Raw genomic sequence first — 13,590 nt, forward strand, 5'->3', positions numbered from 1 at the left:
ATGTATGAAAGAAGTAAGGAGGAAGTTTATATGTCAGAATTGTCTGAGGTGCCTGACATGAATTTACTTGAAAAAGAGATAACAGAAATAAAAACAGAACAAAAAACGCTTGAGCAGCGAGTCAGTGTTCTAGAGAGGTCATCAGATAGGCAAGACCAGCAAATCATGACGCTGAACGAAAAATTAAACAAAATTGAAGAAAACACCACGTGGATTAAACGCACCATCACAGGTGCCATCATTACAGCAGTGTCTACAGGCATCATTGGCGGAGCCATCGCCATTATGTACAGCCTGCTGCAGCATTAAAGGGGGATTTTCATGAACACGTTTGACAAGGGCACGGTCATCAGGACGGTGCTTCTTTTAATTGCTTTAATCAACCAGACCATGCTGATGCTCGGCAAATCACCATTGGACATTCAGGAGGAGCAGGTCAATCAGCTCGCTGACGCCCTTTATTCAGCCGGTTCCATTGCATTTACAATTGGAACGACACTTGCCGCTTGGTTTAAAAACAACTATATAACAGAAAAAGGAAAAAAACAGCGCGACTTGTTAAGGGACAATAATCTGACGAAATAAGGAGAGATGAAAATGGTTAACATTATTCAAGACTTTATTCCGGTTGGCGCAAATAACCGTCCAGGCTACGCAATGACGCCGCTCTACATTACGGTGCACAATACAGCGAATACCGCAGTAGGGGCAGATGCTGCAGCGCATGCCCGCTATTTGAAAAATCCTGATACGACGACAAGCTGGCATTTTACAGTTGATGATACAGAAATTTATCAGCATCTGCCTTTGAATGAAAACGGCTGGCATGCGGGAGACGGAAATGGCAGCGGCAACCGGGCTTCTATCGGAATTGAAATTTGCGAAAATGCCGATGGCGATTTTGAAAAAGCAACAGCAAATGCCCAGTGGCTCATCAAAACATTAATGGCTGAACAAAATATCAGTCTCGCCAATGTCGTCCCTCATAAGTATTGGTCAGGGAAGGAATGTCCGCGAAAATTGTTAGATACGTGGGATTCGTTCAAAGCAGGAATTGGGGGAGGCGGCAGCCAAACTTACGTCGTGAAACAGGGCGACACGCTCACATCCATAGCGAGAGCATTTGGTGTTACGGTTGCTCAGCTGCAAGAGTGGAACAATATCGAAGACCCGAATCTTATTCGCGTTGGTCAAGTATTAATTGTAAGTGCTCCATCGTCCACTGAAGAACCCGAGCTCTATCCGCTCCCTGATGGTATCATTCAATTGACAACACCTTATACCTCAGGAGAACACGTCTTTCAGGTGCAACGAGCACTTGCGGCTCTGTATTTTTACCCTGATAAAGGCGCTGTCAACAACGGAATTGACGGCATTTACGGCCCGAAAACAGCTGACGCAGTCGCGCGTTTTCAGTCTGTTAACGGCCTGACTGCCGACGGTATTTACGGACCTGCGACGAAAGCGAAGATCGCAGCGCAATTAAGCTGATCACAGACCACAAAAATCCCGGAGCTGGTTCCGGGATTTATTTTTTCTTCTTCAACTTTTTAATAATTCCAGCACTGCGCTCCCTCACCCGAAGCGAGTACCCGGAAAGCCCAAACCTTCCGTAATCAACAAACTTCACACGCCTCACCAATTTTTTCACTGTATCACCTGACATTATCCTCTGTTTGTATTTATTATATGTAACCCTTTAAGAAAAGGAATAAGGACAAGAGCTGTTTTCCCTTGTCCTTTTAGTGTGATCATGCTTTTTTTCGTTTATACTCGTCAATCAGCCGTTCGTTTTCTTTGAATATTCTTGCTGTATGCGGACTGACTTGATAGCTTGCGACACTGGTGGTTGAACGTTTTTTCAGGATTTTAAACGGCTTCGCCGCTCTGGGCTCGCATCTGTTTTGAAACGCACGTTCCATTATCCTTCACCTTCCTCCTCAATTGGCAGCACCAAATCATATATGCTCGTTAATGACGTAAATAGCAAATAATCAAATTCCGTGACAATGCTGTCAGACGTCAGCTTGATGACATAGTTCTGTGTCTCGATGGTAAAAGGGATGAGAACCACTTTTCCGTATTGGTCGTAATAAACATCCTTTCGATCGAGCCGTGTTTGTACATCTGCCGGATCATCCATATGCTCGGTTAACCGGTCTTTATCAGCCTGTGTCGAATAGTGGCAAAGAGAGGCCGTTAAGTTCATTTTATCAGCATAGGTTTTCAGCAGCTTATCAATACCTTCAGCATAAGCATCTATACTTCCATAATAAACATGGATCGGTTCGTTTTTCAATAGGTATTGGTATGTTTTCAGCCGATTGAGGTACATGTGGAGCATTTCGTTGTTTTCTTCAAGAATTTCTCTTGTGTCTGTTTCAAGCTCGCTGCCGGCCAGTTTTTTGACGTATGCACTTAAGAAGATAAAAGCATCAATCAAAGCAAAACTGACTGCGACAATGAGATACCGTTCCCAGTGGGTAAATAGGGAAGTGGGCTCATATGTCCAGTATACCATAGCGCCCAGAACAAACAGCAAATACCAAGTTTTCCGGATGGCGGACATTTTTTCTTTGACCTTCGCTTCGAAACGCCACGTGGCATACACGTATAACCCCAGTCCGGCCACGATGCACCAGACCATGATCTGAAAGAATAAAACCATATTCGAATCCCTCACATCTGAAATAGGTTCTGCTTATTGTATTCGAGAGATCCGGATGGTTTTCCTGTTCCATCAAAAAAACCGCTCCTTTGACAGAAGCGGTGTGACATTAAAATATCATATTTAAAATAAAGTAGGCGATGGCACCAAGTGTCGCTGAAATCGGAAGCGTGATGACCCATGTAATGAGCATTCGCTTGGCCGTACCCCAGTTTACGCCTTTTACCCGGTGTGACGCACCGACGCCAAGAATTGATGAAGAAATGACGTGGGTTGTACTGACCGGCAAATGAATAAACGTGGCGCCGAAAATAATGGCTGCTCCGGTTAAGTCAGCGGAAACACCGTTTACCGGACGGATTTTCATAATCTTTCCGCCGACGGTTTTGATGATTTTCCAGCCGCCGATTGATGTTCCGAGACCCATGGCTGTCGCGCAGGCGAATTGCACCCAGGTAGGAATATCATTAGCAGAAGTATGTAAATTCGCTGTGATGAGAGCCATTGTGATAATTCCCATTGCTTTTTGCGCATCGTTTGTTCCGTGTGTATACGATTGCAGGGCAGCTGTTACAATCTGCACTCTGCGGAATTGCTTATTCGTTTTCGCCAAGTTGCTGTCTTTGAAAATCAGCTTAACGATGCTATAAAGAATAAAACCAAGGACAAAGGCAATAATTGGTGATAGGATCAGTGCTTCAATGATTTTAATGAAGCCCTTATAGTTTAACGCTGCAAATCCGGCTGCCGCAATGGCTGCACCGGCAATAGCGCCGATGATGGCATGGGATGAGCTGCTTGGGATACCGTAGTACCATGTGATAAGGTTCCAGGCAATTGCAGCGAGTAGCGCAGCCAAGATGACAACAGAGCCATTTTCCAGCGTATAAGGATCTACGATGTCTTTCGTAATGGTTTTGGCAACACCTGTAAACGTCATTGCTCCGACAAAGTTCATCACAGCAGCCAATATAATGGCATGGCGTGGTTTTAACGCTTTTGTTGATACCGAAGTCGCAATTGCGTTTGCCGTATCATGAAACCCGTTGATGAAATCAAACGCCAGAGCACAAATGACTATTAGTATCGTTAATATTAATAGAATATCCATTTTTACCCCTCGTTACGCGTTTTTCATAATGATGGTTTCAAGATTATTGGCAACACTTTGACAAGAGTCGGCGATTTCTTCAAGCGTTTCGTAAATTTCACGATATTGAATGACTTTGATTGGGTCTGTTTCATTTCCGAAAAGATTCTTTAATGATTTTCTGTGCAAGTTGTCACAGCTGTGCTCATACTCTTTTATTTTGATTGCGTGAGGCTGAATATCCTTTAAGCGATTTTCTGCCAGCAGCTCGATCGTAATCAAAATCTCTTTCGCACATTCTCTGATGTATCCGCTGAATTTATCGATATGCTCGTCTGATGAAGTAATTGAGAAAATCTCCATCATGGCAGAGAAATGTTCGATTCCGTCAAGCACATCATCCAAGCTGTTTGTCAGCTGAAGGATATCTTCGCGCTCAATAGGAGTGATGAACGCTTTGTTAAGCTCTTTAATCATGACATGAACATGATTGTCACCTTTTGTTTCATATTCCTTTAACGTATCTGCAAATTCTTTAAGAGTCGTTTGGTTAGTGACCTTAAAATTCACAAAATATTCTGCAGTTTCGTCTATGTTCTTTGCAATTTCTGTTAAAAGGAGTGAGAACTTATCTTTTTTTCTTCTTATCATTAAAAACCCTCCATAGTTTGAATGAACAATGCACACATCAAATTATTATATAGCCTTTTGTCGAAAAAAAACAGGTAAAGTCGAAAAAAACGTATCTTGACTTTTTTGATAAATCGTGTCTCCTTATTTTGACCTACTTCGCTTTAAAAAAACGACCCAAGTTTGCAAAAACTTTCTGCTTAACGTAAAAAGTATATCAAAAGTTGTGTTTTTCCTGTCAACTTTTATCTTCTGTTTCACCAAAAAACGGTTCCCTAAACAAGGGAACCGTTTTATCAGCTTGCTTTTCGTTTTTTCATCCTGTAATAGACAGGCAGTCCGGCAAGGCCGATGAGGATGGATAATCCGCAGCTCATTGTATCTGTAATGAGTGTGCTGCCTAACACAAAGAAGGAGCCCGCGATTGCCAGAATTGGCATAAATGGATAAAGCGGAACACTGTAGGCGCGCTTTTTTCCCTTTGCTCGCTTGCGGAGAATAAACACTGCAAAAAAGGCCATCACATAAAAGATGTAGATCATGAAAATGGAGATTTCTGAGAGCTTATCAGGGTTGCTGATCAGCATCATAATCAAAGCTAAAGCAATTTGAAAAGAAATTGCAATCCATGGTGTGCGGAACGACGGGTGTACATGTGACAGTTTTTCAGCAAATGGAAGCTGTTTGCGTTCCGCCATTGCAAATGAAACACGCGGGAAAGAAAGCACCTTTCCATTTAAGCACCCAAAGATGCTGACGATAATCCCTACACTGATCAGCTTTCCGCCAATTGACCCGAACAGCATGGTTGCCGCGGTGCTTGTCGCATTTTCACCAAGCGTGACAATTTCGTTCGCTGACAGGATGTGGAGCAATGCAAAATTAATGAAAATATAGATCGCCGTTACAATTAATAACCCGCCCGTCATTGCACGCGGCAGCAGCTTTTCGGGATTTTTCATTTCTCCGCCGAGAGCGGCCAGAAGAATCCATCCGTCGTAAGCAAACAGTGTAGCCAAAATAGCCGCTCCGAAGTTCATATCGGAAATGCTTTCGTTTACTGCTGTGAAGATGTGCTGATCGCCTTTCCAAAGACCAAAGATGATGATGCAGGCAATCGGAATCAGTTTTCCGATCGTTGTCAGCGTTTGGACAAAGCCGCCGTATTTTGTACCGATAATATTAATGACGCATAAAAAGAGAACTGCTATAATTCCGATTACTTTTGATAGGCCAGATCCCCAGCCGAAAAGATTCGCCATTAAAGATCCAAAATATAAACCCAGTGCGCCAATAATCGCCGGACCGTAAATGATAATCTGCACCCAGCCGCACAAAAATCCCCAAAATTCGCCGTACACTTCTTCAAGGTACGTATAGAGCCCGCCGGTTTTTGGAATCTGCGTTCCGATTTCCGCGATTGTCAAACCGCCCGCCAGAGTTAAAATACCGCCTAACAGCCAGGCGAAAAGCGCCGTTTTTGAATCACCTGAATAAGCAAGCACAGCGCCGGGCTTCATAAAAACACCAGAACCGATAATGGTTCCGATGACAAGAGTAAGGGCAAACAAGAGGCCTATCTCTTTTTTCAAACCGTTGTCTTCAGTATGCATGTCCTTAACCTCCTATGATGTTGAAGCTTCATGTTGAAGAATCTATTTTTTCATATTGTAAACCCTATTTTAGAAAAGTGAAATAAAATAAATTTTCTGATTTTCGAAATTTGCTTTGTGTACAGCAGATAAAACTGTGGAAACACCTGTTTTAACAATCTATAAACGAATAAACTTCATGATTTTTATTTGTAAAGTTCGCGTTTTCTGTATTAGGATTTTAGCCGGTACAGAGGGGAGATGAGAATTCAGAAAGTGAACGAGCCTTCGGTGAAGCTGATATGTTGACTTTCTCATGCGAATAAAATACTTTGTTATTAGAACAATAAATATACAACTATGATATGATATCTCGAAATCGAGATAAATTAACCTGGAGGGACAGCATATGAAAGTTAACGGCATTCACCACGTATCGGCATTAACGGCCGACGCACAAAAAAACTTGGATTTTTATAAGAAAGTATTAGGATTAAAGCTCGTCAAAAAATCCGTCAATCAGGATGAACCGACAATGTACCATCTGTTCTACGGAGATGAAGTGGCAAACCCGGGAACTGAGCTGACGTTTTTCGAGATTCCCCGCATTGCACCGTTTCATGCGGGAACAAACAGTATTTCTTCTATTGGATTGCGCGTTCCAAGCACAGAAGCCCTGCATTACTGGAAAGAACGTTTTGAAGAGCAGCAAGTAACGCACAGCGGCATCTCCAAAAGAGCCGGACGTGACATATTGGCATTTCAAGATCATGAAGGGCAGCGACTTGTGCTGACTGCTGATGAGGAAGGAAAAGGATATGGCCTGCCTGTTAAACAGAGCGGCATACCGGAAGAATTTTCGTTTCGCGGGTTAGGGCCGGTTGAACTGACTGTGCCATATGCTGAACCAACCTTACACGTATTGACGAATATTCTTGGATTTACAGAAATCAGCCGTGAACCAGTCGAAGGGCAAGGAACCGCCGTTATTCTGGAATCAGGAGAAGGCGGTGCTGCAACGGAAATCCATTTAATAGAAAGAAACGATCTTCCGCGCGAGCGTCAAGGCAAAGGGAGTGTTCACCACGTCGCATTTCGGGTAAGAGATGAAGAAGAACTTGCCGGGTGGCACCGGATCATCAGCCGCGAAGGCTTTAGCAATTCAGGCATAGTTGAGCGCTACTATTTCAAGGCGTTGTATTTCAGAGAACCGAACGGCATTTTGTTCGAGTTATCAACGGACGGACCGGGCTTTATGGTAGATGAAAATCTTGATGAGCTTGGCCAAACGATTGCTCTTCCGCCATATCTAGAGCATCGAAGAGCAGAAATTGAAGCAAAATTGAAACCGATCCAGTAAATTGTGATTCATTTGCCTTCCGGCGTGCCGGAAGGCTTTTTTATTTTGGGAAAACGCATCGCCGATTACGATTTGGAGAAAGGGCTTGAAACCAGCTGTATATAGGATGATTGGCATGAAATGACCTCGGCAAAAATATTGTCTTTGTTTATTAATAGTTTATTCATATTTGCTTGTTACACTATTTCAAAGTTAGACAAAAAGGAGTGAAAAATAAGTGGAAAAGAAAAAACGCGAGCTGGATATCGTCCTCCTCCTCATTTTGCTCGCATCTGCATTCTTAAATATCTATAACATTTGGAAGGACGACACGGTGAATCCTTATTACACCGCGGCAGTTACAAGTATGATGCAAAGCTTTCATAATTTCTTTTATGCTTCGTTCGATGCTGCCGGCTTTATAACAGTAGATAAACCGCCTGTTACATACCAAATCCAAACGATCAGCGCACTGATATTCGGTATGCACGGCTGGAGCGTCATTCTGCCTCAGGCATTGGCGGGTGTAGGTTCAGTCCTTCTTATGTACTTGCTGATAAAGCCGACATTCGGAAAAACGGCGGCGCGTATTGCCTCATTTGTAATGGCATGTACGCCGATAGCTGTAGCTGTAGCACGTACAAACAATGTTGATGCATTACTGGTATTTTTCTTATTGCTTGCTACATGGCTTCTCTTTAAAGCGATCAGAACAGGAAAGCTGATCTGGCTGTTAGCGGCGTTTTTCGTTGTTGGAGTAGGTTTCAATACAAAAATGCTGCAGGCTTACATGATTTTACCGGCCTTCCTATTGTTCTATTTGATTGCGGCAAATGCCGCGGTGAAGAAAAAAATCATTTCGCTGGTAAGTGCGTTAGCCGTATTAGCAGCCGTTTCGTTATCGTGGCCGCTCATTGTCGACAATATCCCTGCAAGCAAGCGGCCTTATATCGGAAGCAGCCAGACCAACTCTGTTTTGGAATTGGCTTTTGGCTATAACGGAATCCAGCGGCTGACAGGCCAAAATTCAGGCGGCGGCCAGGGTGCGCCAAACAAAGACGCTTCAAAAGAAATGTCTTCTTCTGATAACACTCAAGCACCGCCTAATCAGTCATCAAGCAGCAGCTCATCAAGCGATGGTAAATCCTCAAATGGCAATATGACGGCACCTCCATCCAATGGCCAAATGCCAAGCGGAGGAGAAATGCCAAGCGTCGGTCAAGGAGGCCCTCCAAGCGGCGGAGATGGCGGCCAAGGCGGACCTGGCGGAGACGGAGGGAAAGGCGGTACAGGAACCGGTTCGAAAATGCAATCAGGTTCAGGGATGTTTGGAACGGGAACACCTGGTCCACTGCGGCTTTTCCAACAAGAGTTATCTGATCAAATCAGCTGGCTTCTGCCATTTGCGATATTTGGAATCGCAGGCTTACTGATCGCAGGCGCGAGAGAAAGAAGAAGATTATCTGTAGAGCAGAAGGAAACGGTGTTCTGGGTTGCGTGGCTTGTGCCGATTGCCGGATTCTTCAGTGTCGCAGAATTTTTCCATCATTATTATCTCATCATGCTGGCACCGCCGATTGCGGCTCTTGTCGGTGCGGGATGGGTTGCTCTTGTTCATCTGTACCGCAATCAGACAGGCTGGAAAGCATGGCTTTTGCCGGGAGCAATTATTGCGACAACTGGATTTGAATTGTTTATTCTCAGAAACTACAACGATCAAATCGGTGCAGGCTGGAGCATCGGTGTAGGTGTTATCGGCGTGTTGTCAGCGATTGCTTTGCTGCTGTTTAAACAGCGCCAAAAACCGTTCAGTTATTATATTTCACTTGCAGCTCTCCTCGCATTGCTGGTGATGCCGATTTATTGGGCAAGTACACCACTTCTGTACGGAGGCAACAGCTCACTGCCTGAAACAGGCCCTCAGCTCGCATCAATGAGCGGAAAAGGCATGGGAATGTCTGATGCGACTGTAAATGAAAAACTGATCAAATATCTAGAGGAGAATAACTCCGGAGCTGAATACCTATTCGCCACAACCGATTCGAACACAGCGGCACCATATATCATTAAAACGAAAAAAGCTGTCATGGCTATTGGCGGATTCAGCGGTTCTGACCCGGCGATCACGCTGACTCAATTCAAAAAGCTTGTAAAAGAAGGAAAAGTGAAATACTTCTTGGCTTCTGGAATGGGAAGAGGCGGAAACAATGACATTGTTGAATGGGTTGAGAAAAATGGAAAAGAAGTAGCATCAGAAAAATGGCAATCAAGTGCTGATCAAAAAACAGAAAATACTGATTCAGCTGATACATCAAGCAGCAAGGCTTCAGGTAAAAACGGAAAAATGGGCGGACCTGGCGGAATGAATCAGTCAGCAACATTATACGAACTACATGCTGATGAATAGGAGGCAAAAACATGAGCAGACATATTCAATATTCAATTGTTGTACCTGTGTATAATGAAGAGCTTGTCATTCATGAAACCTATCAGCGCTTAAAAGAGGTCATGGATCAAACGAAGGAAAACTACGAGCTGCTTTTTGTCAACGATGGCAGCAAAGACCGCAGTATTGAGATTTTAAGAGAGCACAGCCTGATCGATCCGAGAGTGAAAATTATTGATTTTTCAAGGAATTTTGGACACCAGATCGCCATTACAGCGGGTATGGATTATGCACAGGGGAATGCAATCGTCGTCATTGACGCCGATTTGCAGGACCCTCCTGAACTGATATTAAATATGATTGAAAAGTGGAAGGAAGGCTATGAGGTCGTGTACGCCGTGCGGACTAAACGAAAAGGGGAAACCTTTTTCAAAAAACAAACCGCGGCTATGTTTTACCGGCTTCTCAGCGGTATGACAGATATTGATATCCCGATTGATACGGGGGATTTTCGTCTCATGGACAGAAAAGTCTGTGATGAAATGAAGAGATTAAAAGAAAAAAATCCATTTGTCAGAGGGCTAGTCAGCTGGGTGGGTTTTAAACAGACAGCGGTCGAGTATGTACGTGATGAAAGGCTCGCCGGAGAAACAAAGTACCCGCTCAAGAAAATGCTGAAGCTGTCAATGGACGGCATCACGACATTTTCACATAAACCGCTGAAGCTGGCAAGCTATGCGGGGATTTTAATGTCAGGTGCTGGATTTCTGTATATGTTTATCGTGCTGTATCTGAAGCTATTCACAGACAGCACGATTACCGGCTGGTCATCACTTATTGTGATCCAGCTCCTGTTCAGCGGCATTGTCCTTCTGATTTTGGGCGTGATCGGCGAATATATCGGCAGAATCTACGATGAAGCCAAAGACAGGCCGCTTTACATCGTCCAAAAATCGTATGGAATTGAAAATAAAAGACTCTATAGAGACCAGCATATGTCATAACCTTAAACCCCCTGTCCGTTACGGACAGGGGGTTTTTATGCTCTGCGCACGATCTAAAGCAAAAGATGCAGATAGATATATGGAGATTGGGTAAAGAAGAGATTGTGAGCTTGTACTGCGGTTCAGTCATGCTGAAATAAAAACAGCAAAACTTAAAGATTTCGTCATCGGCTTTGCTGCATGTCAGCTGTTAGATTGGGGGGCTATTAAGAAACGCATGATTAGAGCCGTACCAGTTATGTTTAATAGAATACTGGTACCCAATACAATTCCCCACGTCAACGTCGATTCAGAGAGAAGAAAGCTCAGCAAAAGAAAAGCCAATCCTGCGCAGATCATACTCAGTCCCACGGTTTTCATGTTCATGCCTCCTAGCAAACGATGTTTCTAGCGTCTGATGAGAATGATGTCAATCTGTATGATATACGGATATCTCGTCAGAAAGTTTCATAGAACAATTAGGTCTTTTATCTAATAAAAAGCCTCAGACCGCTTTTGCGGCCTGAGGCATTATGTCTTACGAAGTTTTCTCTTCTTTTTGATCAAGTTTAATTTTTTTCGTCATTTCTTTGCCGTTTCGGAGAATTTTCACTTCAACGGTATCACCGATCTTTGCGTCTTTATATAAGATATTGCGCAATTCACTGCCTGTATCAATTTCTTTACCTTTTAGGCCGATGATAATATCCTCCGCTTTTAATCCGGCCTTTTCAGCAGGAGAGCCTGAAGCGACCTCACGGATGTAAACACCTTTATTCAGCTGGCTGCCGAACAGGCCGAGTGTGCCTTCTTGGTAATTTTGCGGCACTTGTTCCAGATCAAGCATGCTGACACCGATATATGGACGTTCAATTTGTCCTTTAGAAAGCAGTTCTTCAGCAATCGGTTTTACGTCATTGCTTGGAATGGCAAATCCGATGCCCTCAACATCATCCTCACTGATTTTCATACTGTTAATGCCGACAATTTTGCCGTCTGTATTTAACAAAGGACCGCCGCTGTTACCTGGATTAATTGCTGCGTCTGTCTGAATGACGTTAATGCTCGTTTCGCCGGCTGATGTAGACATTGAAACCGTTCTGTCCACGCCGCTAACAATTCCTTGTGTTACTGTGCGAGACAGATCTTTTCCAAGCGGATCCCCAATCGCAATAACGGTCTCGCCTGTTCTGAGATCAGATGAATCACCGAAGTTTGCCACTTTTGTGACGTGGTCATCACTGATTTGGAGGACGGCTAAATCAGTTAACGAGTCACTGCCTACCAGCTTTGCAGTAACCTCAGTGCCGTCATATAAAGATACCTTCAGTGATGATGCCCCTTCTACGACGTGGTTATTTGTAATGATATAAGCCTTGCCATTCTCTTTTTTGAAAATGACACCTGACCCTGAACCGCTTTCTGTATCTTCGCTGGAATCAGAAGAACTAGAGCCGAACAAAGAGCTGTTTGATTGTGCCTGAAGATTTGTAATACCGACAATCGCTGGTGAAAGGTCTTCTACCATATCTGAGATTTTAGAAGAGTCCTCGCTCTTGAATGCAGATGAGCTGCTTGAGCTTGATGAGCTTTTTTTAGATTCAGAGGAGGTGCTTGTTGCTGTAACAGATTGCGTTTGCTGCTGGCTGGATGATTGTTTTGCAGTGTCCTGAGAATCATGGTCGCCAAGCGGTGTAAACGTGTAAATGCCAAGGGCAAGACTGCCGCCGATCACTCCGCCAAGCAACGGTCTGAACCATCCGAATCCTCGTTTTTTCTTCTCCTGATCATGAATGACATTGCGGGCCGAGTAGGAGGTGCTCTGATCGTTCTCTTTCGTTAAAAAGACCTCATTCTCATTACCTTTCGTTCTGTTTTCATCACGATAGTTATCCATCATGTTCACTCCGTTTCTCTATTTTCACATGTCTATTTATATTGATAGGTTTATGACTTGAGTTTATCATAAACAAAAACTGTGGGATAAAAATGAAAAGATTATGGGAAATTGTGAAAAAGTGGGGAAAACGGTACACTTCATATTGTATATGAAAGGACTGAGTCGATGGAACAGATTGGATTGATTGGATATGGCAGCATGGCGGATATGATCGCCAGACAGCTGTTGAAACATGAACAAATAAAAGAGAATGAGCTATTTATTGAGACGAGAACGAAGGGGGAGCGGCTGCGGGCACTCCTGTCAGATTATCCAAACGTATCGGCTGATCCGTTGGAGAATTGGGCAAATACGTGCCAATTGATTTTGATATGCGTCCCGCCGCTCCATGTCATCGAAACAATGCGCCGTCTGCACCCGTATGTGAACAGAAATACTCACATCGTATCCATAGCTGCCGGTGTGCCGCTGCGTCTTTTGGAGGCAGAAACAGAAGCGGGTATCTCACGTGTTATTCCTGCCATTACGTCCGAAGCAGAAGCTGGCATCTCACTTGTCGTTCACAGTGAAACACTGGCTGCGGAGAAAAAAGAACGTCTGAATGAATTGTTATCGGTTTTCAGCCGTGTACGAGAAATCAAAGAATCGAATGTTGATGCGGCCAGCAATTTAACGAGCTCGGCACCGGGATTCATAGCGGCAATCTTCGAAGAACTGGCACTGTCTGCGGTCAGAAACAGCAGCCTGTCCAAAGAAGAAGCCTTTGATTTTCTGATTCATTCGCTATACGGAACTGGCAAGATGCTGATCGAAAAAAATATGTCTTTCGAGGAGACGCTGGAACGTGTCGCAACCAAAGGCGGAATAACGGGAGAGGGGGCTGAGGTGATACGCGCCTCTGTGCCTGACGTTTTTGATGAGGTGTTTGAAAGAACCCTGAAAAAATATGAACTGCTTACAGAACAGGTTGGTAAACAGACATGAATCCTTGAAAGAGGATTC

The 13,590-nt window shown here is 43.9% G+C and carries 14 protein-coding genes and 1 pseudogene; 8 read left to right on the forward strand and 7 right to left on the reverse strand.

Annotation, left to right across the window (positions count from 1 at the left end; translation table 11 throughout):
* Positions 1 to 39 precede the first annotated feature (39 nt).
* The 3 genes from NYE20_RS07310 to NYE20_RS07320 are packed head-to-tail and all read left to right on the forward strand — an operon-like array spanning position 40 to position 1,491.
* The gene (locus NYE20_RS07310) at positions 40 to 309 is read left to right on the forward strand and encodes a hemolysin XhlA family protein (protein WP_072174140.1); all 270 of its coding nucleotides are present in this window, start codon (positions 40 to 42) and stop codon (positions 307 to 309) included.
* A 12-nt stretch (positions 310 to 321) separates the two neighbouring features.
* Positions 322 to 585, forward strand: a complete 264-nt coding sequence (locus tag NYE20_RS07315) for a phage holin (protein ID WP_014479566.1) — start codon at positions 322 to 324, stop codon at positions 583 to 585.
* Positions 586 to 597: 12 nt separating this feature from the next.
* Positions 598 to 1,491: an N-acetylmuramoyl-L-alanine amidase gene (locus NYE20_RS07320; RefSeq protein ID WP_015715742.1), complete on the forward strand. Its 894-nt coding sequence runs from the start codon at positions 598 to 600 to the stop codon at positions 1,489 to 1,491.
* A gap of 37 nt (positions 1,492 to 1,528) precedes the next feature.
* Here NYE20_RS07320 and spoIISC read toward each other — a convergent pair whose 3' ends face one another.
* From spoIISC to steT, 6 genes are all read right to left on the reverse strand, one after another.
* Positions 1,529 to 1,666: a three component toxin-antitoxin-antitoxin system antitoxin SpoIISC gene (gene spoIISC / locus NYE20_RS07325; RefSeq protein WP_003232648.1), complete on the reverse strand. Its 138-nt coding sequence runs from the start codon at positions 1,664 to 1,666 to the stop codon at positions 1,529 to 1,531.
* Between the two features lie 85 nt (positions 1,667 to 1,751).
* Positions 1,752 to 1,922, reverse strand: a complete 171-nt coding sequence (spoIISB, locus tag NYE20_RS07330; protein ID WP_003232646.1) for a three component toxin-antitoxin-antitoxin system antitoxin SpoIISB — start codon at positions 1,920 to 1,922, stop codon at positions 1,752 to 1,754.
* Positions 1,922 to 2,668 carry a toxin-antitoxin-antitoxin system toxin SpoIISA gene (gene spoIISA / locus NYE20_RS07335; RefSeq protein WP_003244695.1) on the reverse strand — a complete coding sequence of 249 codons (747 nt, stop codon included), beginning with the start codon at positions 2,666 to 2,668 and terminating at the stop codon, positions 1,922 to 1,924. Before spoIISA ends, spoIISB begins: the two co-directional genes overlap by 1 nt.
* Positions 2,669 to 2,777: 109 nt before the next feature.
* Entirely contained in the window at positions 2,778 to 3,779 is a 1,002-nt protein-coding gene (locus NYE20_RS07340; RefSeq protein WP_003232642.1) for an inorganic phosphate transporter, read from the reverse strand.
* Positions 3,780 to 3,791: 12 nt separating this feature from the next.
* Positions 3,792 to 4,409 carry a DUF47 domain-containing protein gene (locus NYE20_RS07345; RefSeq protein ID WP_003218470.1) on the reverse strand — a complete coding sequence of 206 codons (618 nt, stop codon included), beginning with the start codon at positions 4,407 to 4,409 and terminating at the stop codon, positions 3,792 to 3,794.
* 275 nt (positions 4,410 to 4,684) lie between these two features.
* A complete protein-coding gene (steT, locus tag NYE20_RS07350; protein ID WP_144453062.1) occupies positions 4,685 to 6,001 on the reverse strand; it encodes a serine/threonine exchanger in 1,317 nt (438 codons plus the stop codon).
* Between the two features lie 388 nt (positions 6,002 to 6,389).
* Between steT and NYE20_RS07355 the strand changes: the two genes are divergently transcribed.
* The 4 genes and pseudogenes from NYE20_RS07355 to NYE20_RS07370 all read left to right on the forward strand — a co-directional run bounded on the left by NYE20_RS07355 (position 6,390) and on the right by NYE20_RS07370 (position 10,709).
* Positions 6,390 to 7,340, forward strand: coding sequence for a ring-cleaving dioxygenase (locus tag NYE20_RS07355; protein WP_015252261.1), 951 nt, complete (start codon positions 6,390 to 6,392; stop codon positions 7,338 to 7,340).
* Positions 7,341 to 7,448: 108 nt separating this feature from the next.
* A pseudogene (locus NYE20_RS07360) lies at positions 7,449 to 7,550 on the forward strand (hypothetical protein); the annotation flags it as partial.
* A gap of 7 nt (positions 7,551 to 7,557) precedes the next feature.
* On the forward strand, positions 7,558 to 9,726 hold the full coding sequence (locus tag NYE20_RS07365) for a glycosyltransferase family 39 protein (RefSeq protein ID WP_161621528.1): 2,169 nt from the start codon (positions 7,558 to 7,560) through the stop codon (positions 9,724 to 9,726).
* 11 nt (positions 9,727 to 9,737) lie between these two features.
* Entirely contained in the window at positions 9,738 to 10,709 is a 972-nt protein-coding gene (locus tag NYE20_RS07370; RefSeq protein ID WP_161621529.1) for a glycosyltransferase family 2 protein, read from the forward strand.
* Between the two features lie 517 nt (positions 10,710 to 11,226).
* Here the strand turns inward: NYE20_RS07370 and htrA are convergent.
* On the reverse strand, positions 11,227 to 12,585 hold the full coding sequence (gene htrA, locus NYE20_RS07375; protein WP_015252257.1) for a serine protease HtrA: 1,359 nt from the start codon (positions 12,583 to 12,585) through the stop codon (positions 11,227 to 11,229).
* 168 nt (positions 12,586 to 12,753) lie between these two features.
* Between htrA and proG the strand changes: the two genes are divergently transcribed.
* A complete protein-coding gene (gene proG / locus NYE20_RS07380) occupies positions 12,754 to 13,572 on the forward strand; it encodes a pyrroline-5-carboxylate reductase ProG (protein ID WP_161621530.1) in 819 nt (272 codons plus the stop codon).
* Positions 13,573 to 13,590 lie beyond the last annotated feature (18 nt).

The sequence above is a fragment of the Bacillus sp. FSL R5-0416 genome (assembly GCF_037975425.1).
GTDB classification, from domain to species: Bacteria; Bacillota; Bacilli; order Bacillales; family Bacillaceae; genus Bacillus; species Bacillus subtilis.